The 22,629-nt window shown below is 58.3% G+C and carries 24 protein-coding genes; 9 read left to right on the forward strand and 15 right to left on the reverse strand.

Features of this window, described 5'->3' with window-relative positions:
* Positions 1-90 precede the first annotated feature (90 nt).
* Entirely contained in the window at positions 91-792 is a 702-nt protein-coding gene (locus SAMIE_RS13325) for a hypothetical protein (RefSeq protein ID WP_066703609.1), read from the reverse strand.
* 752 nt (positions 793-1,544) lie between these two features.
* Here SAMIE_RS13325 and SAMIE_RS13330 point away from each other — a divergent pair.
* Positions 1,545-2,093 (forward strand): hypothetical protein, encoded by a 549-nt coding sequence (locus SAMIE_RS13330; protein ID WP_126516838.1) that lies wholly within the window; start codon positions 1,545-1,547, stop codon positions 2,091-2,093.
* Positions 2,090-2,734: a hypothetical protein gene (locus SAMIE_RS13335; RefSeq protein WP_066703606.1), complete on the forward strand. Its 645-nt coding sequence runs from the start codon at positions 2,090-2,092 to the stop codon at positions 2,732-2,734. The genes SAMIE_RS13330 and SAMIE_RS13335 overlap by 4 nt, the downstream gene beginning before the upstream one ends.
* A gap of 12 nt (positions 2,735-2,746) precedes the next feature.
* Here the strand turns inward: SAMIE_RS13335 and SAMIE_RS13340 are convergent, their stop codons facing one another.
* From SAMIE_RS13340 to SAMIE_RS13350, 3 genes are all read right to left on the reverse strand, one after another.
* Entirely contained in the window at positions 2,747-3,514 is a 768-nt protein-coding gene (locus tag SAMIE_RS13340; RefSeq protein WP_066703603.1) for a hypothetical protein, read from the reverse strand.
* 137 nt (positions 3,515-3,651) lie between these two features.
* On the reverse strand, positions 3,652-4,956 hold the full coding sequence (locus tag SAMIE_RS13345; RefSeq protein WP_066703600.1) for a site-specific DNA-methyltransferase: 1,305 nt from the start codon (positions 4,954-4,956) through the stop codon (positions 3,652-3,654).
* A gap of 67 nt (positions 4,957-5,023) precedes the next feature.
* Positions 5,024-5,470: a hypothetical protein gene (locus SAMIE_RS13350; RefSeq protein WP_066703598.1), complete on the reverse strand. Its 447-nt coding sequence runs from the start codon at positions 5,468-5,470 to the stop codon at positions 5,024-5,026.
* 563 nt (positions 5,471-6,033) lie between these two features.
* Here SAMIE_RS13350 and SAMIE_RS13355 point away from each other — a divergent pair.
* Together SAMIE_RS13355 and SAMIE_RS13360 are read left to right on the forward strand one after the other, a co-directional pair.
* Positions 6,034-6,465: a hypothetical protein gene (locus SAMIE_RS13355; protein ID WP_232037252.1), complete on the forward strand. Its 432-nt coding sequence runs from the start codon at positions 6,034-6,036 to the stop codon at positions 6,463-6,465.
* The gene (locus SAMIE_RS13360) at positions 6,462-7,748 is read left to right on the forward strand and encodes a relaxase/mobilization nuclease domain-containing protein (protein WP_066703592.1); all 1,287 of its coding nucleotides are present in this window, start codon (positions 6,462-6,464) and stop codon (positions 7,746-7,748) included. The genes SAMIE_RS13355 and SAMIE_RS13360 overlap by 4 nt, the downstream gene beginning before the upstream one ends.
* A 20-nt stretch (positions 7,749-7,768) precedes the next feature.
* On the opposite strand, the gene SAMIE_RS13365 is transcribed toward SAMIE_RS13360, so the two are convergent.
* The 4 genes from SAMIE_RS13365 to SAMIE_RS23610 all read right to left on the reverse strand — a co-directional run bounded on the left by SAMIE_RS13365 (position 7,769) and on the right by SAMIE_RS23610 (position 10,461).
* Positions 7,769-8,503: a hypothetical protein gene (locus tag SAMIE_RS13365; RefSeq protein ID WP_126516839.1), complete on the reverse strand. Its 735-nt coding sequence runs from the start codon at positions 8,501-8,503 to the stop codon at positions 7,769-7,771.
* Entirely contained in the window at positions 8,500-9,417 is a 918-nt protein-coding gene (locus SAMIE_RS13370; RefSeq protein ID WP_174522261.1) for a nucleotidyl transferase AbiEii/AbiGii toxin family protein, read from the reverse strand. The genes SAMIE_RS13365 and SAMIE_RS13370 overlap by 4 nt, the downstream gene beginning before the upstream one ends.
* Before the next feature lie 5 nt (positions 9,418-9,422).
* Positions 9,423-10,211 (reverse strand): type IV toxin-antitoxin system AbiEi family antitoxin, encoded by a 789-nt coding sequence (locus SAMIE_RS13375; protein ID WP_083952618.1) that lies wholly within the window; start codon positions 10,209-10,211, stop codon positions 9,423-9,425.
* Positions 10,212-10,314: 103 nt separating this feature from the next.
* Positions 10,315-10,461 (reverse strand): antirestriction protein ArdA, encoded by a 147-nt coding sequence (locus SAMIE_RS23610; RefSeq protein WP_197724637.1) that lies wholly within the window; start codon positions 10,459-10,461, stop codon positions 10,315-10,317.
* 561 nt (positions 10,462-11,022) lie between these two features.
* On the opposite strand from SAMIE_RS23610, the gene SAMIE_RS23415 reads away from it, so the two are divergent.
* On the forward strand, positions 11,023-11,196 hold the full coding sequence (locus SAMIE_RS23415) for a hypothetical protein (protein WP_162849065.1): 174 nt from the start codon (positions 11,023-11,025) through the stop codon (positions 11,194-11,196).
* A gap of 14 nt (positions 11,197-11,210) precedes the next feature.
* Here the strand turns inward: SAMIE_RS23415 and SAMIE_RS13385 are convergent, their stop codons facing one another.
* From SAMIE_RS13385 to SAMIE_RS24055, 5 genes are all read right to left on the reverse strand, one after another.
* Entirely contained in the window at positions 11,211-11,429 is a 219-nt protein-coding gene (locus SAMIE_RS13385; RefSeq protein ID WP_066703627.1) for a hypothetical protein, read from the reverse strand.
* Between the two features lie 269 nt (positions 11,430-11,698).
* Positions 11,699-12,892, reverse strand: coding sequence for a hypothetical protein (locus SAMIE_RS13390; RefSeq protein WP_066703586.1), 1,194 nt, complete (start codon positions 12,890-12,892; stop codon positions 11,699-11,701).
* Positions 12,893-12,916: 24 nt separating this feature from the next.
* Positions 12,917-14,173 carry a hypothetical protein gene (locus tag SAMIE_RS13395; RefSeq protein ID WP_197724638.1) on the reverse strand — a complete coding sequence of 419 codons (1,257 nt, stop codon included), beginning with the start codon at positions 14,171-14,173 and terminating at the stop codon, positions 12,917-12,919.
* A gap of 74 nt (positions 14,174-14,247) precedes the next feature.
* Positions 14,248-17,259: a DEAD/DEAH box helicase gene (locus SAMIE_RS13400; RefSeq protein ID WP_066703583.1), complete on the reverse strand. Its 3,012-nt coding sequence runs from the start codon at positions 17,257-17,259 to the stop codon at positions 14,248-14,250.
* Positions 17,260-17,261: 2 nt separating this feature from the next.
* Positions 17,262-17,687 (reverse strand): YodC family protein, encoded by a 426-nt coding sequence (locus SAMIE_RS24055; RefSeq protein ID WP_332003047.1) that lies wholly within the window; start codon positions 17,685-17,687, stop codon positions 17,262-17,264.
* 347 nt (positions 17,688-18,034) lie between these two features.
* On the opposite strand from SAMIE_RS24055, the gene istA reads away from it, so the two are divergent.
* Positions 18,035-19,561 carry an IS21 family transposase gene (gene istA / locus SAMIE_RS13410; protein ID WP_066704330.1) on the forward strand — a complete coding sequence of 509 codons (1,527 nt, stop codon included), beginning with the start codon at positions 18,035-18,037 and terminating at the stop codon, positions 19,559-19,561.
* On the forward strand, positions 19,551-20,321 hold the full coding sequence (istB, locus tag SAMIE_RS13415) for an IS21-like element helper ATPase IstB (protein ID WP_066704332.1): 771 nt from the start codon (positions 19,551-19,553) through the stop codon (positions 20,319-20,321). Before istA ends, istB begins: the two co-directional genes overlap by 11 nt.
* A 78-nt stretch (positions 20,322-20,399) precedes the next feature.
* On the opposite strand, the gene SAMIE_RS13420 is transcribed toward istB, so the two are convergent.
* The gene (locus tag SAMIE_RS13420; protein ID WP_126516840.1) at positions 20,400-20,567 is read right to left on the reverse strand and encodes a recombinase family protein; all 168 of its coding nucleotides are present in this window, start codon (positions 20,565-20,567) and stop codon (positions 20,400-20,402) included.
* 39 nt (positions 20,568-20,606) lie between these two features.
* On the opposite strand from SAMIE_RS13420, the gene SAMIE_RS23795 reads away from it, so the two are divergent.
* Together SAMIE_RS23795 and SAMIE_RS13425 are read left to right on the forward strand one after the other, a co-directional pair.
* Entirely contained in the window at positions 20,607-20,774 is a 168-nt protein-coding gene (locus tag SAMIE_RS23795) for a hypothetical protein (protein ID WP_232037253.1), read from the forward strand.
* 17 nt (positions 20,775-20,791) lie between these two features.
* Entirely contained in the window at positions 20,792-21,499 is a 708-nt protein-coding gene (locus SAMIE_RS13425; protein ID WP_126516841.1) for a hypothetical protein, read from the forward strand.
* On the opposite strand, the gene SAMIE_RS13430 is transcribed toward SAMIE_RS13425, so the two are convergent.
* Complete coding sequence (locus tag SAMIE_RS13430; RefSeq protein ID WP_126516842.1) at positions 21,496-22,605, reverse strand: hypothetical protein; 1,110 nt, start codon at positions 22,603-22,605, stop codon at positions 21,496-21,498. The two genes, SAMIE_RS13425 and SAMIE_RS13430, sit on opposite strands and share 4 nt — an antisense overlap.
* Positions 22,606-22,629 lie beyond the last annotated feature (24 nt).

The following is a 22,629-nucleotide window of genomic DNA, read 5'->3' on the forward strand; positions in this document are numbered from 1 at the left end:
CAGGAGTACCTATGCGCATCTGTTTGAATCCCTATGGCTCCGTACCCGGGGGCACGGAGCGTCCGCTAAATCGAAACGATCAACGCAAACTTACTGGGGCGACCCGTCGCCGACTTCCGGGTCGGGCTGCGCTTCCGGCGGTACGAACAGTTTTCTGGTTTTGCGCAGCTTTACGGTTGCCGTACCATCTTCCGGTCCCTCGGGGACGACGGGCGTCGCCGCATAGCCTGTCATAAAGGCGTCGAGAGATTCGTAAAATAAAAAGTCCTTATACGACGAACCGATCACGCCGATTGCGATCTCTTCGATCATTCCGGCCCGCTGCCGGTCACGAGCGGTAAGGAAGAGCGCGAATATATCCGTAGCCTTTGGGCTGTGTTCATCCTCGAACATGCTTGGCTGCAGATGCACGTTAAGGCACACGCCTGCCGCGCGCGACTGATTCTTTGCTGGCATCTTGCGCGGTTCTGGCATCGCCGCAAACCCTAGCACCACACCCAAGTTCGGTCCTACAAACCGCGCAAAAGGTTGGAACACCTTGAGGTCGGTGCCGAGCATTACGCCATCGATCAGCAACTGACCACCGTGGCGCTGAACCACTTCCTCATAACCCTGCTCTTGAAGACGAAATCTGATCTGTCCTTCCGCCTCGCGGCTGCGCTTAGCATTCAACGGAAGTTCGCGGCGAACGACCTCAAAAGCTGTCAGCGCTTCGGCACGCAGCCGGTCTTCAAGGTCCAACAACAGATCCTTGGGAAGCGTTTCCAAAATTGCCTGCCGAATATCAATCATAGTGAATTCCCCACGTTGAGGGAATTTATATATGAATTTTTGCGTTTTACAAGATTATTCTGAAATTCTGTGCGGATCGGCGGAGCTGGTCGAAAGCATCGTTAACCGTATCACAATCCGACCACGCGAGATTAAAACGAGGTCCAAACCGTAAAACTCAGATCCTCACCCAACCCTGCCCAATTTGATGAACGAACAGCGGCTTTTGGAATCGGCCGACAATCAACCGAACGGCTGAAACTAGGGCGCTAAGCGGACGTGGCGGCTCGCGCACTGAATGTCTGTTAGCAACTTTGTGCCGCTCCAAACCGGAGCGAGCACAAAGTCCCAGAGCTTGCCGTAAGCCCCTGTGCCGGCCGATCTCGCTGGCCTTTGCGCGCTGCTCCGCTGGTTGCTGGATAATAGTCACCATGACGGGAGATCCGGTCCCCGCCGGCCCTGTGATGGCGTCCAGCCCGCAATCTGCCTTCCAGCGCCACATTCCACTTGCCTGCGCACGCCAGTCGAGCAATGTGCAGGTGCCTCCCGTGAAAGCCGGGAGGCGGGGCGTCGAAACCTCACTATGCATACTCGGTCACGGATTATTCGGGGCCGGGTGGCATGCGCGCATGTCCAGCCGGCAACGGTAAAGGCGCATGCGCCTGTGCATAGCAGGTTTCGAACATCCGGCTTCGGCCGTCGCTCCGAGAGGACATAGGCGCGACGGGGAAGTCATCGGGATCAGGCCGTCGCCCATTCTGGGAGATGTGTCGATGATTGCCACTGCTGCTGCCCCTGACGATGGCCTGCCCGTTTCCGCGCGGGCCGGGCACCTGACCCACCAGTCGTCGCTGCGCGAGACGGTATTCCGCCACAGGCTGCTGGGCGAGCTTGGCATCGAGCTCCTGTCGCGCGGCATCGACTTCAGCTACCTGTATTCGGACGCAGATCGCGATGGCTATGATATGGTCGTCGAGGTGGGCGCACTCATGCGCCACATCCAGCTCAAAAGCTCCGTTGCAGGTGGCAGCACGAGAGAGGTGCCGGTCAACGTCCGGCTCGCCGCAAAGCCTTCAGGCTGCGTCATCTGGACACCCTTCGATCCTGCCATGCGCTGCTTTACCGAATATCGCTGGTTTGGCGCTGCCCCCGGCGAGCCGCTGCCAGACCTGGGCACCAGAGCCGTGCGGCACAGCCGCGCCAGTGCCGATGGCGTCAAGGCGATCCGGCCCGGCCTGCGGTCGCTGCCGCTGTCGCGCTTCAGCCGCCTGCCGGACGTGGCAGCGCTTGTCGATCATCTTGTCGGCGAGGTTCGGGCATGACGGGCCGTCAGGCGATCGCCCTTGCGCTTGCGTTTCTGGCCGCAGGCGGAGTTCAGGCAAAGTCAGGGCCGGTCTGGCAGGTCGAGCGCACCGCCGACCCCATTACCGGCCGCTCGAGCTGCGTGGTCGCCGTCCACGACCGTGCGGCCGGCCTGTCCTTCACCCGCTCGGGCGGGCTCTATCCGATGGTCGAGATGAACTCGCAGTTCGGCCTGCTGGTGGGCGTCGGCAGCGGCGGGCGCATCCGCCTGCCGAGCGGCGACATTCTCTGGCGGGTCGATGCCCTCCCCTATCGCGAGCTCAGGGCGGCCGACAATCCGGTCGGCGATCGGCCGGACATGCCTGCGGATACGGTTGCCGGCGTGACCGCGCAGGCCCTGCGGATGAGCCGGGCCATGACCGCAACCGCAACGCTCGCCAGCGGCGAGGCCGCCCGGGCAATGCTCGATAAGATGCGCGCCGGTCACACGCTCCAGTTCCGGCAGGCGGCTGCAGCGTCGGTATATGGCATGCCTCAGGAGAGTATGGTCCTGACCGGCCAGATCACCGCAAAAGGCCTGCACCCCTATCCGCTCGACGCCTCGTTCCGCGCAGGACTGGCTGCATGCGGTATCGACGATCGGACAGGGGCCGCACGGTAGCACGGCCCGGCATCACGGTCCGGATTCCGGAAAATCCTCGTCGCAGACCGACTGCGTACGATATCGCGCCTGCTGCTTCGCCGCAGCCACAGCCCATATTTCCAGCGTCGGCGTTTCCGGGACAACGAGATAGCCTGGCCTTCTGCCTTCCGGCATTCTGGCAGCCGCTTCGATCCGGGCGATAGCGGCCTGCGCCGCCTGATTGCCTTTCGCCGCGTGCGCCACAAACATCCGCAGCCGCAGCTCGCGCATACTGATCTGCTTTCCCTCCCGCTCTAACGCTTCTTCTTCAATATCGAGAAATATTTCGCGCTCTGACTTCAGGGCAGGCATGGCACCGGCGTCCTGCTTTGCACCGGCGCGTCGCCTGCGCCGCCTCATGTTACGCCGTTCCTGCTTCAGTCGGGCATCCTTCTGCCTCATCGCGTCTTCGGTGTTCCACTTCTCGAAATCGTCGCACGGAAGATGCAGCACGCGCCCACCGTTCGCCTCCGCCCCGGCGTCTGCGCTCAGCCGATCGATATACCGGATGGCCGAACCCTTGCCCTTGAGCGCGCTCATATACCGGGTCCGGACCGAGGCCTCCCGCCGCGTCATGACACGGCCATCGATCGATACCGGCTCGCCTGCGATGCGTTCGAGCAGCCCTGCTTCGTCCAGCCCCGGCGCAGAAATCGCTCCGGGCTTCCGGCCTGCCCGGCCGAAGGGGTTGCGTACCTCGCCAGGTCTGATCCGTCCGGATCGGGGGGGCTTGCGGTAGCCAACCTCGTAATCGCTCAATCGTGCCTCCGCGCTGTTGGAGGATGCCGCCTGGCACAGGACCGGGTTCCCTCGACATCATGGAAAATGCCGACCCTTTCCGTGATGGCGGCTGGCGATCCGGCCCGGCGCCACCGGCGCCGGGCCTTCCGCTTCCCTCAGCTCCTTTCCAGTTCGGCAAAGGTCATGCCGGTCACCTCATCGATCGCTTCCCCACCGGTCGCCTCCTGCCACCGGCGCACGGCCACATCGACGTAGCGGGGTTCTATTTCCACCGCGTAGCCACGGCGGCCGGTCTCCTGCGCCGCCACGATCGTCGTGCCCGAGCCGGAAAAGGCATCGAGAACGATCCCGTTGCGCTTCGAGCAGTCCCTGATCGCATCTGCCACCAGCGCCACAGGCTTCACTGTCGGGTGCATCGCCAGTTCCGATGCGCGGGTGGCCGAGAGCGAACTGATTCCGGGATAATCCCATACATTTGTTCTGTAGCGGCCGTGCTGTCCCAGTTCGAAGTTGTTGATGTGCGGTGCCCTGCCCTTCTTGAACGCGTAGATCAGTTCGTGCTTCGAGCGGTAGAAGCTGCCCATCCCCCCATTGTCCTTGTTCCAGACAATCAGGTTCTTGAGCTCGTCGTAAACCGCTTCACCTGCTGCCTGCAGTTCGCGCATGTGTCGCCAGTCCATGCAGACAAAGTGGATCGAACCATCCGCGCTGGCCCGCGCCAGATTGCCGAGCACCCCTCTCAGAAACGCCTCGAACTCCGCCTCGCTCATTTCTCCCGAAGCCATGGCGAACTCGGCATGCCTGACCCTGCCCAGACCGCCTATGTTGTCGACGCGGACATTGTAGGGCGGATCGGTGAAGATCATCTGCGCCTGCTCGCCGGCCATCAGCCGGTCCACCACCCCATAGTCCCGTGCATCGCCGCAGATCAGCCGATGTCTTCCCATCTGCCACAATATGCCTGGCATCGAGACTGCGGGAGCATCGGTGACAGGCTCTGGCACGGGGCTTTCCGCTGCAGCGGTCGCGGCGCTGCCGAGCAGCTTTTCGATCTCCGCCGTTGCAAAGCCTGTCAGTTCCAGATCGAACCCGAAATCGAGATCCTCGATCGCGGCAAGTTCGAGCCGAAGCAGTTCCTCGTCCCAGCCTGCAAGTTCCGCCAGCCGGTTGTCGGCAATGATATAGGCTCTGCGCTCGGCCTGCGTCATCCCGGAGATGCGTACCACCGGGACGCTCGCCATGCCGAGAGCCTCTGCAGCAGCGACACGACCGTGGCCGGCAAGGATCTGGTCCTCATCGTCGATCAGTACCGGGTTCACGAAGCCAAAGCGCCTTATGCTTGCCTCGAGCTTCCTGAGCTGCGCGGGAGAGTGGGTGCGGGCATTGCGCGCATGCGGCTTGAGCAGCGCGACGGCGCGCTCCTCGAGCTGCCGTGCGCCGCACCTGGCCGTTTCATTCATATCGTCACCTCCATGTCGATGGAGGGCTCACATGTCAGCACATCGGAAATGCCGACATCATTATAAATCATCCCCGTTTCTGTGCGGATATCCTGTTGAGGAGCGAACGGCCGGTCATGTGCATGCAAAGATCTGCGGATATTTTTTCGGCTGCCTCGACGCGGGGTTCCCAATCGCCTCTCAGGCGCTTGCGGCCACCGGCCCTGCGCTCTGCGCGGATTTCCTCGGCCAGGTCTTCGATGAGAATGTCGGCCATGAGCGTCCTGAACCACAGGACGGGATCGGCCGGAAGCCGTCCAGTCCGGGTCGGCAGGCGGTCTTCGAGCGCAAGGCGTATCTGCTCCTGAAAGACCGGGTCGGTAAAGACCGAAGGGTCGGCTTCTGCGATACGCTTCAGATCGGCCGCCGTTACGAAAACGCCGCTTTCCCTCCCCTGTCGCTGTAGCGCCACTTTGCGATGCAGCCAGCCGATGCTGGAAGGATCGAACTGATAATGAGGTGAATTCGGTGCCATGGCGTCCTCCGTTAACTGCGCTCTTCCGCTAGCGCGCAAAAGTTAACGCGGGATCGCCCGGATTTTGCGGTCTGGGCGCCATCTTTTCCCATCGGCAGTCCCGCAATTCCATTATTGATGGACCGCAGGATTCCCATTTAAAATCGGGAAACGTCTCGCAGGCCGGAGCCGGAAGCCGCAGAATAGAGCCATTTTCTCCCGGATGCAGCGCATCTGAAGCGCGGATGATTTCTCGCGTTCAGGATAAATGGGAACCGCAGGGCTGAAAAGGTAAACCGTACTGCGCCCATGGCCTGCGGAGAAAGGTACGGGGAAAGTACGCATTCACGGTCTGGAATCGATTCTCCACCGTGGAAATCGAAACGCAATGGCGCAAATTTGCGGGCTTCTGAGCGCAATTGGTGCGTCAGGGCGATATCTTCAGACTCAGTGGCGGACCTGCTGGGAGCAGGTTCGAACCATCTTACCGAAATCCTGAAGGAATGGAATGACGTGCTTCGTCGTTCCAGCCTCGGTCGCGGACAACCCAGCAACGAGAATGAAGGCAAGGATGGAGACGCGCCGTGCGTCAGCCGTCCGGCTGCCGTGCGGAGGCGCAAAACTGGTTGAGCGGGGGCGGGATGGCAAAACGCCCGGCCCCGTTTTCGCTTCGCCTGACATTCGAGCAGCGTGCCCGGCTGGAAGCCGAGGCGGGCAAGATGTCGCTTGCGGCCTATATCCATTCCCGTCTGTTCGGGGAGGATGATTTAGGACTGGCGGAGCGCCGCCGCCGTCCACGCAAGCCCGTGGCTGATGAAAAGGCTCTGGCCCAATTGATGGGAATGCTGGGGCAATCCCGTCTTTCCTCGAACCTAAACCAGCTCGCCAAAGCCGCCAACACGGGAAGTCTGTCTGTCACGCCCGACACGGAAGCGGCGCTGAACGAAGCCGCGACTGCCGTTCACGAGATACGCCGCCTGCTGATTGAAGCCCTCAATCTGGAGATAGAGCCATGATTATTCAGGCATCCAAGCGCGGCGGCGCGATGCAGCTTGGACGGCATCTCCTGAACGGCGAACAGAATGAGCTTATCGAGGTGCATGAAGTCAGTGGCTTCATTTCTGACAACCTCATGGGCGCTATGAAGGAATCCTATGCGCTGTCGCTCGGCACGAAATGCCGGCAACACCTCTTTTCCGTGTCGCTCAATCCGCCTGCGGGTGAGGCGGTGCATGTCGAAACATTCGAACAGGCGTGCAATCTGATCGAACAGCGCCTCGGCCTTTCCGGTCAGCCGCGCATGATCGTTTTCCATGAGAAGGAAGGTCGCCGCCATGCCCATGCGGTATGGTCGCGCATCGACAGCGAAAAAATGACCGCGATCCCGATGCCGTATTTCAAGATGCGGCTGCGCGACGTGTCCAAACAGCTTTACCTCGAACTTGGCTGGCAGATGCCGGATGGTTTCCGTGATGCGCGTCTGCGCGATCCGCGTAATTTCACGCTGGACCAGTGGCAGGAATCGAAACGCAAAGACCTCGACCCGCGCGAGGTGAAAGCCGCCATCATGGAATGCTGGAAATCAGACGTTAACGGCCCGGCCTTTGCTCGTGCGCTGGAAGAGCGCGGCATGTTTCTGGCACAGGGCGGGCGGAAAAACCATGTCGCCGTCACTATTGACGGGCGCGTGTTCGCCATTGCCCGTGTCACGGGCGAAAAATCAAAAGATGTGCGCGCGCGCCTTGGCGATCCGAAACAGCTTCGCGGTGTTGCCGATGCCGTGCGCGAAATCGGTGAAACCGTCGCGCCGCGCCTGTCGCGCTATATCTCGGAAGCCAAGCGCATCGCTCATAATGCGATGAAGCCGCTCAATGAGCGCAAGCAGGACATGAAACAGCAGCACAGCCAAGAACGCAAAATCCTCGCCGATAAACAGCGCGAGCGGAATATCGCGGAACAGCTGGCGCGCTCGGCGCGTGTCCGCAAAGGGGTTGCTGGCGTGTGGGACATTATGACGGGGCGGTACTTCAAAACGCGGAAGCGGAACGAGATGGAAGCCTTTTTCGGTGTGCAACGTGACAGGGCGCAGCGGCATGATCTTGTCACTGCCCAGATGAAGGACCGCCAGAACCTTCAGCAGCAAATCAGTCAGGTGCGCGGACTTCACGCCGCGCAGATTCTGGACCTTTACCGCGATGCCGCTCAATACCGCGGGATGGTGCGCGGCGATTATCAGCCGGACGGTGCGGATCGTGGACGCGCGAGAAGCCAGCAGCCGCGCGGCCCTGAGCTGGGATGAGACTGTACCCGCTGTAACGATTACGTTTTTTCCTGACGCTGCTTAATGTCTCCCAACCGTTCGGCATGAGGCTTCATGCGAGAAAGGACACGCTGTGTCGCCTCGGTGCTCAACCAGTTAGGCCCTGCTTCGGATCGAATATGGCTGACTTTAAGCAGTAGCGCCTCGCGTTGTTGGAACGTCGCATTAGGCCCATAAATTTCTGTCGCAGCTTCGTTCACAAGCTGCTCGAAAGAGCTTGAATGCCCACCCATGGAATAAATATCTTCCTGCGTGATGGCTGCTATTTCAAGAATAATTTCATTTTGCTTCCCGCCATATCGGCCCGCTCCGTCATGATAACCGACAATTGCATCTCTATTTTTCTCCATAGCATCCCGAAAATATGCGTCGCCATAGAGTTCTCGAAGATTGACAATTACGCTTCCAGAAGGTGGAGAAATGCAGAGGATTACACCTTGATAACCTTGTCCTTCAGGGGGCACTCCATTTTTAAAATTCTTTGCGACCTCGATATCGATTGTCCACGATGAAATTTTCTCGGAGAGGCGATCCTCACCGATGAGGTTCCATACGCCGCCTTTCGGCAGAGCGATTTGCCGAAAGCAGCACAACGCAGAAGTACGAAAACGTACAGGAAGGTGCGCGCAGGCTTCTTTCAGCGTTTGGCCACGACGAATATTTTGCTTGGCATCGCCGCCGCGCTGCCAATCGCTCACGGCTTGAAGTAAAGATAAGTCAAATTGGTCGCTCACGAAAACAGCACGCGCTCAAGGGCATCTACCAACTCGCGCCGTTTGGCAGCGGGAAGCTTGTCCAGATTGCGCTGTTTCCACAGCACGGCGGGCAGGTTCTGCGCTTCCGGGATTCCGAGAAGGCTCCAATCCGGCTCGCCGCGTTTGAAACCGACGAGAAAACGCCGATGCTCATCGGGCATGTCCGCAACCATCGCGTCGATGATTTCTTCTCGTGCGGCTTTAAGGTCGGCAAGTGCAACCGGCTCCTGCGTCATGCCGTCAAAGCCGCGCAGGAATTCCTCTTCAAGAGGCTTGCGCGTCGGGGCCAGAACTTCCGCCATCGGGCGGTTGTGGCTGATGAGATAGACAAGAAAGGCCCGGCGCAGCTCATCATTGATGCCCTCATGCGCCAGCAGGTCACGCACATCGAAAAGATCGCGCGGATGCTGGCGGTCGAACGCAGCCACGATCTTGCCTGCATAGAGGTCTGCAAACGACACAACCGAAATCTCGGCGAAACCAAAATCGTCTTCAACGGTGGGCACTACGGCGGTCATGACAGGATCATAGACCGTGCCGCGCAGCACGGGCGTCACCTCGATTTTGATCTGCACATCGGCTGCACGAACGACCAGTTTGGTGATGATATTTTCATCCGCCGAGCGTGAGGCATTGACCTTTGCGCCCAGTATTGCCCGTTCGATCCTGTCTTTGATCCGCAGCATGGCAGCGTCAATTGCGGCAAGCGAGGATTTGCGGTCTTCGACCGGAAGGTAGGTTAGGTCGATGTCCACCGAAAGGCGCGGCATGTCGCGCACGAACAGATTGATCGCCGTGCCGCCCTTGAGTGCGAAAACTTCCTCCTTCGCCACGAAAGGAATGACGCGGATGAGAAGTGCTACCTGCTGCCGATAAGCGTCGAGGAAAGCCATGACGGTCAATGACCTCCCAGATCGGATGGCACGGTGATGTGATAATGCGGGTCGAGCTTGCCGCCTTTGACGAGAACGCGCTTGCCTGATCCAAGATCGATGCGGGTCATATCGAGACGGCTACGCCATGCATGATTATGGCGGTCGGCAAAAAAGAGAAAGAGCCGCTTCACCTTCACGCTGGCGCACGCCTCAAGAAGCGTTTGCAGGCGGCGCGGACTCAAATCGCTCATCCCTTCCATCAGTGCATCTACCTGATGGAAACTTTCATGGTCAGGCAATTCGTCGAGCAATTCGAGAACGGCGCGTTCCTTGCTCGAATAGCGGATTGAAAATGATATCAATCCGCCGCCGCTCAGCATGACGGGGCTTGGCGCTCCTGATTGATCGTCGCCGGGAAAGAGCCGCAGGCTGTTATGCCAATGAAATTTCACGTCGAGCGGAAGGCTGTCCAGCCATGTTGGCGGACGTTTCGGCCCGTAGAGGTGAACTTCGCGCAAACTGGCGGACAGATAATGAGCATAGCCTTGCTGTTCGAGCGCGGTGCGACCGCCAACGGTCAGCGGGAGTTTTAGCAATGTCTGAAGCGATGTTACCGCCTGTTCCCATGTGAGCGGCGCGCGCGAACGGCGATAGACGCGCCGCGCCGGATTATCGAGCCAGCCGGAGCTGACATACTGGCTTCGCAGCGCCGATGAATAGCCATGCGCTTCCAGCCATGCGGCATCCACCAGAAGCCCTTCGGGGAGTTCCTGCTGAAGTCGGTTTAATTTACTGTCAGAACGCAAAGCCATACTTAGGATTTTATCAGATTATCAAACCAAAAGCAAGTTTATGTTTTTATCCATACACTAAGCGGAGCTTAGCGTTTTTCCGGTTTGGAAAACTCGCTTTCGCTCAAAAAAGCGAAAGCTGAGGGCTGGTATCAAGGTACTGCCGCCATTCTGAGGCGTCTGCTTCCTCGTTTATCCATTCGCCGTGCAGATAGCCGTTATTATAGGCGGCAAGGCACGCGACATAAATTCTTGGTGTGGTTTCTCCCATTATATCTCCCCATCGGGCTTGAGGTTTCCTGAGCCTCGGCTGGCTTATGAACCTCTGCCCTTCGGCGAGAATGGGAGTGCAAACGGAGCGAGTGGCTTCGCGGGGGACCGGCTGCACGGAACGCAGTGGAGGAAGCTGGGCGGAAGCCATTCCGAAGTGCGCCAGGGGCAAGGCCCCAAGCTCTTGCGATAGCGACCGTCACCTTCTGGCCGAGACGACAGGCTCGGTGCGCAATAAGCGCATAGGGCGCGGCCCGAATGGGAAACGCCGGATGTTTCTATCCAATCTGAGTTTTACCCGATTGCCTGCGGCAAGAAAGGCAAGCCGCTTGCGGTTTGCCAGTCGCTTGGTCTTCCAAGTTTTCCGGCCTGACGTCTGTCCGCCCCGTTGGGCCTTTCCATTGATGTCGTGTATCCGTGTCGATGAACTGGTTTGGTGCAAGGCGTTGTTCAGCCTTCTCCATGTCCATTTCGATTACGGGCAATGCACCTCATTCACCGCACAGATTCCTGCCTCGTCAACGCGGCCCATCGGGGGCGGCGCAAACAACAGGAGGAATCCATGTTCAAAATGATCAAAGACGATCTGGCGAAGAAAACCGATGCGCAGCTCGCAGCTCTTTTCCAGCAGGCCAGCCTCGGCCTCAGTGCTGCGCAATCGCACGTCGCATCGGCGCAATCGCATCTCGCGATGATCCGTGCCGAAATCGCCATTCGCGGCCCGTCTCCGCGATGACGGTGAAAGGGGCGCTATGCGCGCCCCTTTTTGTCGTCCTTGGTATCGGCAATGCGCATCACCACGCGGCCATTCAATGGCAAGGCATTCAGGCAGAGCGTGAAGCCCTTGCGGTCGCGGATTTCAAAGGCGACACCTATGTCGGTCCAGCGGGCGTTTTCGCCATCGCCGTTGACGGTGTAGAGCCTGTGGCTCGGTTGATTGCCGGGACGGTTCTGGTTGATGTCGGTCATGATATCCTCCTTCATGTCGTCCGAAGGACCATTCCCTCGGTTCGTGGGGAGAAGGACGAGCGGACGGCGAAGTCGCCGATCAAAGGCTGGCGCAGCCACCAGCGGCGCGGAGCTGCACGAAGGAAGCGAGCGGCCTTGAACGGCGGCGCGTTCGCGGAAAACCCCATGAAGAGAACCGGGAGAATGGTCTACCGAACTGATTAGGAAGATAGGCCTGCCAACGCAGAGCGCGCTCCTCGCGGTTTTGTCCCATAATTGAAGGCGGGGCGCTACATATAGAAAGCCAATTGATCGAGCGTCAGCAATGCCTGCAATGCTCTGGCCATGGTGTATTCGTTGCCTGCCACTCTGCCATGGCTGACAGCATGGCGTGACCCTGCTGTTCCAACATCGTCTTTTTTGAAATCGGCATAGGTGTAATCCTTGAGATACTTCCCAAATTCTACCGGGAAAAACAGGGTGTCCTTGCCGCCTGCTCGAAGCTCGGCCTGTTCGATCATGAAATCGGGGAGCTTATTGGAACGATAGGGTCTTTCGCCATGCACCTGATAATAGGCATCCGACATCACGCCCTCGATCTCGCTCAGGATGATTTTAATAACGGTGACGGGTTCGGAGTTTTTGAATGCGTTGATCGCTGGTCGCAGGATCGCTTCCCGTTCATTTAGGTGTGCCCGCTCCATCCAGCGCGAGAACATTCGCTCCAGCCGGGTCTCATCGAACGCGGATATGAGATTTTGCTCCGCCTCATTCAGCGCGAACTCCGCTTCGATCATGCCCAGAAGAGTCCTGATTTCGGCGATACCCAATTCAAGAAATGGGAACCAGCCAACTCCGACCATGCTTTTGAAGGTCGGCTCGTGAGCTAGAGACGCATAGAGGTCGGCGTACCGCATGCGCCGGAACAGCGTGCCAAGCGCCCGCTTGGCCTCTTCAATCACCAAGTCCCCGTCCGGATTGAAATCGAAATACAAGGCGAAGCGCCATCCTTCGCGGATGATGCAAAGAATGCGGTCTTTCGGTCCAACCTCTACAAGCGGGAACCACAACCCGGTGATGTCAGCGATATCATTCTCGAAAAGCACCGTGCCAGCCGCCATGGGACCGGGCCGCTTGAGGGCGCTGTAGGTACACATCGCCGCTTTATCGACCCACAGCTCCCCAGTGTCATCAGGGCGTAGCACGAGGAAAACGGTCTGCGCCCGACTCAAGCTTGGATATTCCCCAACGGCGTTGGCTGCATGTTCAATAGCGCCAGCGATGTTGGCGATGATCTTCTGGAAGAGGTCTTGGTCGGAGGTAAGCGCCATCCTTGTCCATATCTGGATTTTCTGGCCACCTTGCGCCGCTTCCGCGCTTACTCCAGCCATGTTCACGTTCTTGAGGAGAATTGGATTGCCAAGATTACTTACGAGGTCGCCAGCCTTTGGCGCGGGACTGTCATCGGTCTCCAAATCGTTCATTTTTCGGCTCATGGTTCATTCTGCTTAATGAGCATGAGGAACATCAAACGCCATGACCGTAATGACCATTTCGCGATTAGGATCGTCGCGGTGGGTAAAACGATATTGCCAGCTTGTTTCCGTCTTTTGTCGAATGAGCTTCTTGCAATTGGGATGATCTTCGGTAGTCTCCTTTATCTTTGCTAAGACCGCCGAAAAGTCCTTGTTGCGATTAAAGACGACGACGGCCGCTTTCGTGTCGCGCCATGATAGGTAGCCGAGAAGCTGGTCTATCGTTTCGGAATAATTCTTTTCACCGCGCCAAAATTTACATTCCGCGATAAAGATATTTCGGCCTTGGTCCTTAATGAGGATATCGGTTTTGCCCTCATAATTGAATGTCTCGCCAGTCGCCTGTCCCTGATACTGGCCATTGAGCTGCATCAGGAAGTGAGTGCGTATTGCTTCCTCGTCGGCATGAGCGAATGCGGAAGGGCTATATTCCATCACGCGGACCATGTTTGACATGATTTGCAGAATGTTCTCGTATTGCTCATCCGCCAGCGCTGGCTCCGGCTTGTAGGGGGCACTGCTGGCTGGTGGCTGCACAGGTGGCAGCTTTTTCCGGACTTGCGGGCTGGCGTATGTACTACCCGCATTGTCGCGGGGTTTCATCGCAAAACCCAGACTGGCAACAAGGTTTCGATCTCTAAGTAACTTTTCCTTTCGACCTGAAAGACGTGTCTGAACACGGCCAGCTATGCTGGCATTGAACGTGGAAGCGGAGGCTCGCAGGTTCGTAAGATTTGCTTCTATTTCGCCAATTGTGCGATCGATTTGATTCCTGACCTGTTCGCCTGCAAGATTCGTCCCTTGGATTGAAAGTATCAGATTGTTACCGCGCACCTGTCCCCGTGGCGGCGACATAGAGAACGTTGTAGGCTGGACCCGAAAAAACTGCCCATCCCCTGAAAATGGAACTTCAACTTCGATTTGGGTCCCCGCGATATGGAACGGTCGGCTTCTATCGCGGATGTATCGCCCATGATCCTGACTGACATCAATATTCACTTCCCTTTGATCGGCGGTGATATTTTCAGTGTGAAGTTCTGGGACTTCCATAGAATATTTAGAGTTAAAATACTCTATGAGAGCATCATCTGACGTATTGAGAAGCCTTTCAGCATGGTAGGCGTCAATCTCATTCTCAAGAGCGGCCTGCTGCCCACGCTCGACGCTAAACCAATCTACATTGCAAAAAAGGAGATCGGTGTTTTCCCGTGCAAGACCAAAAGACATCATGTTCCCTTTATCTGCCAATCATCCAAGTGCTGGCTTTATTTTTCCATGGCAGAAAATCACGCAATTTTTTTCTATCACGCCGCGCCCGCTATAATTGGTTGGAACGTTCGATGAAGCGCATCGCCGCGCCGTCCAATGATCGCGGTTAACTGATCAGGATTGAGCAATGCGATGGCATCTTGGTTGCGATGCCCAGCATGATAGAGCGCAAGAATTTCGCCACGTGTCAGCGGAAATGCGAGTGCAGAGATGGCAAGCGCGTCAGCCGGAAGCCCAAGGTCAAGCCTGGTCATCAGTAGGGCTGCCGCATCCTGATCCTCGGCCCGACCAAGCACGATGGCAGAAATACGTAATGCCGAATCTAAGAGAAAACGCGAGCCATCCGCATATCCTCTGATGTCGCCATGCCCCACGCGCGAGAACGCATTCGACGAATATCGGGCCTCGATGTCGGTAGTGGGTTCGCCTGCTATCCAGTCGCTCACGATAAGGGCGCGTTTGCAACGTGCATAGAATGCCACATCGCTTTCTGCACGATGGGCCAATGAGCGCCCAATGTTGAAGCCGAACCGCCCACTAGCCTCTTGTTGCCAGCGCGGCTCACCATTCTTGCCGCTCTGTGGTGTATAATCTTCGTCGCGCTCCGGCAGACACTCGACCAGTACCAAGAGGTTTTCCAGCGATGCGTCAGTCGGGTCGATGCGACCCAGCAGCTCAACTAAACGCATTGCAGATTCCAGACTTAGAGGCGATTCACCGCAGGCCCGTCCGAGCATTGTGAGCCGGAGGCTATCGCCTTCTTCGTCAACTAGCCCGTCCGCAATCATGCGGTTCAGAAGTCGCTCCAACGAGTCAGCCATATGATCGCGCCAAGCTGGATTTTGGATTGCGGCCAGATATCCGCCGTAAGTGTTTGCGATAAGATCAATGACCGCTTCACGCGGAACGTCACGAACTTGTGCAAGCAGGCGAATAACCCACGTGCCTGGCTGATTGGGGTTGAAAGACGACGTAATCGCCTCCGGCTGGCCTTGGACATATCTTCTAAAAAGTTGGTTCCGCTCCATCGGCGTTTCGGCGAGCAGGATGGATTTTCCTTCAGCCTCAAAGCCTAGTCGGCCCGCGCGCCCAGCCATGTTCTTGTACTGCGCTACTGTATAGGGGATGCGTTCGCGGCCTGGGAAATCTGTCTCGGCGATGATGACCGTTGAGGCCGGAGTGTTGACGCCAGCCGCAACAGTGCTGGTCGCGACAAGAACCTTGATATTGCCGTTCAGGCTACGAAAACCTCGCTCGACGGCAACGCGTTCGTCACGTGTCAGGTCGCCGTTATGGAAGGCTACTCCGCCCGCAAGGGCGCGGCGTAGGCTGTCCGACATTGCAGACGGATCGCCTTCTGGTAAGGCGTCCAGAACATCCAACGCGGGTTCCAAGCCAAGTTCGTTGGCAAGATATTCGGCGCAGCCGCTTGCAGGACCGCGCGCATTTCGGAACACAATGACCTTTTCGCCCGCTTCCACAAGGTGCTGGACGAGCGGAACAATCACGTCTTGTGAGGATGGCCTTGTCCTACGTTGCTGAACCCGATGGCGTTCGATCATCTGAATCGTTTCAGCACCGTTCGGCCCCATTTTGGTGAATGCTCCGGTGCGGTCCATCACTCCTTCAACCAAGGGAACAGGTCGCTCGTCGGTTTGAAGCAGGGCGCAATCAAGCCAGCGATCAAAACTGTTGGCATGGCCAATAACCGCACTCAATGTGATGAGTTGCGGACATACGCCACGCTGGCGCGCGCTAACCAAGCTGGTAAGTAGAAGCTCTACTACCATGCCACGGCCGGGTTCAGTGATGAACTGCGCCTCATCAAGAACTACAAGGCCAATCTGATTAAGAATGTGCGACGAAGAAACCGAAAGGCTCAAAAATTTCTCGTAAGTGAAGAAGGCGATGTCGTATTTACCACGCAGAACTTCGCCTACTTGATCTTGCCAATCGCCACTGCATCGCGCGATCCGTAGGCCAAGCCGCTCTCCATAGAGTGCAGAAAAATCTTCAAACTTCTCATTCACGAGCGCTTTATAGGGTAATAAGAAGACAGCTTTTCTGCCATCTGCGATGGCCTTTAACGCGGCCAGTTCGCCCACGAAGGTTTTGCCTGCGCTTGTAGGCGCAATAACCATCAGCGAGTTGCCGCCCAGCACGCCTCTTTCGTTGACTGCGGCGATTTGCAAAGCATTCAAGCCAGCGGGGAAACGTTCATGCCAAGCGTCAATTGCTTCTTGCGGAATGCCTACTTGGCTCAATTCCCGGATATCACCGGTAGTCTGAAGAGCATTGTACTCAGGGAAGGCTGCTCTATAGCGTTCACCCACACGGCCCGGCGGTAGCATAAAGTCGCCTTGGGTCTGACCGAACATGGTAGGCGATTGCTCGTATCCAAAGCGTCCGGCATTGGCTCCGACTAGACGAGTGACGCGATCAACCAACTCAAGAACGCCGAGCGGTGCATCCGCCGCGAGCAGTGTGTCAATGACGGCTTTGGTGAACAAACCGTGCCGGGTTTGCGGATCTTCGAGCGCCTCCTGCTGAGCCGACGAAGCTGCGAAAAGGATGCGGCCTTGTCCGGCAACATCAACCAAGGGAAAGGCGATCGCATTTCTTGGCACGAGTCCAACGTCGAGGACACGGGCTGGCGCGCCGCCGCTGAAACAGCAATCAAGCAACAGGATAACAGCGCGCGCCCTAGTATCGCGAAATCGTTGCGCCAATTCGTCCATACCGAACGTCGTGCCAGGAAGATTATCTACGTCAGTATCGTGGAGAACAAGCCGATGGTCGGGCGTCCCGTGACCTGCGAAGCCGAGGATCACGACGTCCGTTTCGTCGGCTGATGCTAAGGTTGCATCAAGCGCTGCGCGCATTGCCTCCAGCGTGGCATCCTCGTTGGTGATGAGTTGCGCATCGAGACCATCGATGGAATCCGACATGATCGCCCAAAGTGCGGTTGCGTCACGCGCGGCACCGGTGAGGTCTCCCACATATGGGTCGCGATGCCGGTCAATTCCGAAGAAGGCTGCGCGCAACATGCTCAAGCCCTCGAAACGCTGAAGCTACCGCCATATGACGGAGACCGCTTTTCCAAAGAGGATGGTCGGAACGTGGCCTCTTGTCTGGCTTGGCGGTTTCCGATCTTCTCAAACCAGACGCACCAAACGGTGTCCTCACCGGTCATTGCAGCCGTGCCTACCTGCTCGACAGTCATTAGAGGGCCGCCTGATTTTAGTCGAACTACATCGCCAGGCTCGAAACTCATAATTTCCTCCAGGTTCGCGCTTTGTTCAATTGTTATCCAAAACCGAATGTGCAGGCTAGTGACCTTAGGCGATAGTCCCCAATTTTTGCGACTGCCGTCCAGAGAACGGATGCTCTGACGCCATCCAATCGGCGCGGGATTGGTCGTCTCGATGGGCGAAACCATCGTGCAGGGTCCACGGGCGGCACACGCCATGGGCATGGGTCAAGGGAGCAGGAACGCTCCTTGCCGCGCCGGAGGCGGTTGGGTTCCAAGGGGCAGGCACGCCCGTTTGGTCGATGGGGCAAGAGGGGCGAAAGCATCTCTGTTTGGGGAGAGCGGAAGTCTCCCCGATGGCGTGTCATCCGGCTCAATGCCGGTGATGCGCCAATGGCCAGAGGGATGCAACGGGAGAGCGCAGCGTCTCCCTTGCCAAGATGCCTGGTAGTACCAGGACTGTTGATTTCCACTGAGAGTTGACCCGGGAGGGGCATAAGTTTCCACTGAGAAGTGACCCATGTTTTGACTTCCCTCTGGCTGATTGGTCGGAGGATTCAGGAGTGATCGACATGGCGTTATTGAGTGTAATCCGGCGCTGGCATTTCCGGCAGCAGGTTCCGATCCGGGAGATCGAGCGGCGCACTGGTTTGTCGCGCAACACGATCCGCAAGTACCTGCGGGCGGACACGGTAGAGCCGCAGTTCAAGGTTCCCGAGCGGCCGAGCAAGCTGGACCCGTATGCGGAGAAGCTGTCAGGCTGGCTGCGGATCGAGGCTGGCAAGTCGCGCAAGCAGCGGCGCACGGCGAAGCAGATGCACGCCGATCTCGTGGTCCTGGGCTATAACGGCTCATACGGGCGCGTTGCGGCCTTCGTGCGGACCTGGAAGGCCGATCGTCAGCGCGAGCAGCAGACCAGTGGTCGCGGCACGTTCGTGCCGCTGGTCTTTGCGCCGGGCGAGGCGTTCCAGTTCGACTGGAGCGAGGACTGGGCCTTGCTGGGCGGCAAGCAGACCAAGCTGCAGGTGGCGCACACCAAGCTGTCACACAGCCGCGCCTTCACCGTCCGAGCTTATCTGCTCCAGACTCACGAGATGCTGTTCGACGCTCTGACCCAGGCCTTCCGGGTGCTGGGCGGCGTGCCGCAGCGCGGGATTTTCGACAACATGAAGACCGCGGTTGATCGGATCGGCACGGGCAAGGCTCGGCAGGTCAACGCGCGCTTTGCCGCGATGGCCAGTCATTACCTGTTCGAGCCCGAGTTCTGTAACCCGGCTTCCGGTTGGGAGAAGGGACAGGTCGAGAAGAACGTGCAGGATGCACGGCGCCGGCTGTGGCAACCCATGCCCAGCTTCCCCGACATCGATGCGCTCAACGTCTGGCTCGAGGAGCAGTGCATCGCGCAATGGGGTCAGATCCAGCATGGCGTCCTGCCCGGCACCATCGCCGATGTGCATGCCGAAGAGGTCGCCAGTCTGATGCCGCTGGGCCGGCCCTTCGATGGCTTCGTCGAGCACACCAAGCGGGTATCGCCGACCTGCCTGGTCTCCTTCGAGCGCAATCGCTACAGCGTGCCAGCCTCTTTCGCCAACCGGCCGGTGAGCCTGCGGGTCTACCCTGACCGGCTCGTCATCGCCGCCGAGGGCCAGGTCCTGTGCGAGCATGGCCGGATCATCGAGCGGTCCCATGACCAGCCAGGGCGGACCATCTATGACTGGCGGCATTACCTGGCGGTGATCCAGCGCAAGCCTGGCGCCCTGCGCAACGGCGCGCCCTTTGCCGAGATGCCCGAGGCCTTCCGGCAGTTGCAGGGCTTCCTGCTCAAGCGCCCCGGCGGTGACCGGGAGATGGTGGAGATCCTCGCGCTGGTCCTGCAACATGATGAGCAGGCGGTGCTCTGTTCCGTCGAACTGGCGCTGGAAGCTGGCGTGCCGACCAAGACCCATATCCTCAACATCCTCCACCGGCTGCTCGACGGCAAGCCAACCAGCATCGCCGCCATCGATACCCCACAGGCGTTGAGCCTGCGCCGGGAGCCGAAGGCCAATGTCGCGCGCTATGATACGCTGCGCGGGAAGGATCTGCGTCATGCGTCATGATCCCGCCAGCGCCGCCGTCATGGTCATGCTGCGCTCCCTCAAGATGTACGGCATGGCCCAGGCCGTCGCTGACCTCATCGAGCAGGGGGCACCCGCCTTCGATGCGGCCATCCCCATCCTCTCCCAGTTGCTCAAGGCCGAGATGGCCGAGCGCGAGGTTCGGTCCATCGCCTACCAGATCAAGGCGGCCCGGTTCCCGGCCTACAAGGACCTGGCCGGCTTCGACTTCGCTTCCAGCGAGGTCAACGAAGCCATGGTCCGCCAGTTGCATCGCGGCGAGTTTATCGATGGCGCCCATAACGTCGTCCTGATCGGTGGCCCCGGCACCGGCAAGACGCACGTCGCCACCGCACTTGGCGTCCAGGCGGTCGAGCATCACCGCAAGAAGGTCCGCTTCTTCGCCACCGTCGACCTGGTCAACGCGCTGGAACAGGAAAAGGCCATGAACAAGGCAGGCCAACTGTCCGAACGGCTCCTGCGCCTCGACCTCGTCATCCTCGACGAGCTCGGATACTTGCCGTTCAGCCCGTCAGGCGGCGCGCTGCTGTTCCACCTGCTGAGCAAGCTTTACGAGCGCACCAGCGTCGTCATCACCACCAACCTCAGCTTCAGCGAATGGGCTGGCGTGTTCGGTGATGCCAAGATGACAACGGCTCTGCTGGACCGGCTCACCCACCACTGTCACATCCTCGAGACCGGCAATGACAGCTTTCGGTTCAGGGCCAGCGCCGCGGACCCCAAATCACGAAAGGAAAAATAACCCGCTTGACCCACCACCCGCATAGCGGGACATACCTTCCAACCGGGTCACTTCTCGATGAAAATCCCGGGTCAACTCTCAGTGGAAATCAACACCGGAAATCCGGTCCTCATAGACGGCGTGGCACCCTGCCGCCAGCAGGGCGTCATGCTGGAGAGCCGGGTTCTGGTCTTGGGTGCTGACACGGGCATAGCCTATCAGGCGACCGGGTTCGGCCCCGGCGGGCGTTAACTCTCTGGCGGTCATGGCTTACGGGGTCAGGCTTGGTCTCGGGAGCCATCGTTTATGGGATCGAATTTTCTTCTTTTCTATTTCGATACGTGGTATCTCTTTTTCCAAGGAAAAGCGGCTTTGCGGTCGTTTCATGGGGCGGAGAAGGCGGCGGTTGCCGCCAGTCCCATAAACGATGGGATTAGAGACTGGCTCAAGCCAGCAGACAAAGCCGAGAATTGACGGGCCAGATGGTGTGATTGGACGATCAATATTTCGAGGCTAAGATGAAAAGATCAACGGTTCTGCGTTCAGCATTTGGTGCAACGATGGCTGCGGCTATGGCATGTTCTGCGCCCGCGATGGCGATGGACGCAAAGCAGTGTCTGCCGATGGCGGAAATGAACGCCGCACTGAAAGCCGAAGGCCAGCGCACCATGATTATTGGCGACCGCCTTTCACTCCGTAACGACGCTCAGAGAGATGGCGGTCTAGCCGTCGATGAATATGCGAACGCCGTGACCTCAAACGCCGATGGATCAGTCGGCTACCAGCTCGAAGGCGACCGTTCCCGCTCTCAGACTTCAACAAGCATGTGCGTCGCAGCCAAACTGACGAATGTCCGCATCTTTGATGCCGCACGGTCGGAAATTCCACAACAGGCACTTCTCGGGGGCAGGATCGACGATATGCTGCGAGCGGACGCAAAGGTAGGAGCGCGCCCAATGGTCGTCGCTGATACGGTTCACCGCGCAAAGGACGGAACTGAGCGCATCGGTCTTCCAATGGTGCTTACCGGAAATGTACCTGCACGCGTCGGTGCAATCTATGCCCGCAAGGCGGATGGTGAACCGCTATTACTCGTTCGTCTGGGTACGCTGGACTATACGCCTGCCGGACTTGAACGCGCTCGCGGCACCGCTTTGGCCTCCCTCGATGTGCGCGGTATCGCTCCCGGCGGGAATTAAACGTCCAAACCACTCATGTTTGCGGCTGGCGCTGGCGGCTTAACGCTCGCCGCTGCAATTTGCTGCGGGCCGCGCTCAAGCGGCTCGGTTGCAGCTACAGCCTTTGTGTAGACCGCTGTCAAATCTGGTGCGGAGGCAAATGTACGCGTTGTGCCATCGTTGGAATTCAAAATTTTCGTTCCTGAACCTGACTGATCAATATCAGAGGCGAATGCGTCGGTCCTGTTTCGAACGGAAACATTTCTGTCAGCTTCCATAGGCGCATAACTTTCGTCTCTGGAGACCTCATTACTGCGGGCTTCAGCACCCCATTTTATCACCTGTGCGACGCCCGGCTTTTTCTCAGCCTCGGTCAAAATCTGTCGCTGCTCTGGGGTGCGCTGGGATTCCGGTACATTCATGATGTGCGAAACTTCAGCCGCCTTATCGACGGTCTCTTCGGCTTGTTTCTGGGATTGTCCCTGCGCCATCAATCTTTCGATCATCCGCTTACGCAACGGCGTGTTCCCGGAGAGCTGTTCGCTTAATTCTTCCCACTCTTCGCCGGACATCTCCACGTCGCCGAAGCGGTGAGTCTCTTCCGACCACTTGCGTTGACGCTCCATCTCGTCGGCCATTTCCTGAAGAGCCTCAGCGTCGTCGTCGTCGCTGTCGTTGATCGGCTTGCCGTTCACATACTGAATTCCGTTCACTTCCGTGATCGCGCCGCTGCCGTTGCCGATGGTTACGGCTGCTGCGAACTGGGCGTCATCGCGCTGAGCAAAATTGGACGCCATGCGCACGGCTTCATTATCGGTTCCGCCCGTGCCGTACACTTCCTTGATGGTTTCATATTCCTGGCTTTTCGCCGGATCGTTGCCCGAGAGCGCGCCACTCAAAGCGTTGAAGAGCTGACTTAACCCTTCGCGGATTTCGGGCGGAAGATTTTCCAGCGCCTTATCCATCATCTTGTGCAAATTCTCTGACGAGTACATTTCGTCGAAACGCTTTGTCATCGCATCGCCTACGCGATCCATGAATCTAAGCGCGCCGCCTTCGAACAAATTTGCAGCCGAAGCATCGCTTCTGTTATTATTCCGGCCTTGCTGTTCAGGTGTAACTGTCATGCGACACAGAATAGCGGGTTATGA

The organism is Sphingobium amiense (genome assembly GCF_003967075.1).
Lineage (GTDB): Bacteria > Pseudomonadota > Alphaproteobacteria > Sphingomonadales > Sphingomonadaceae > Sphingobium > Sphingobium amiense.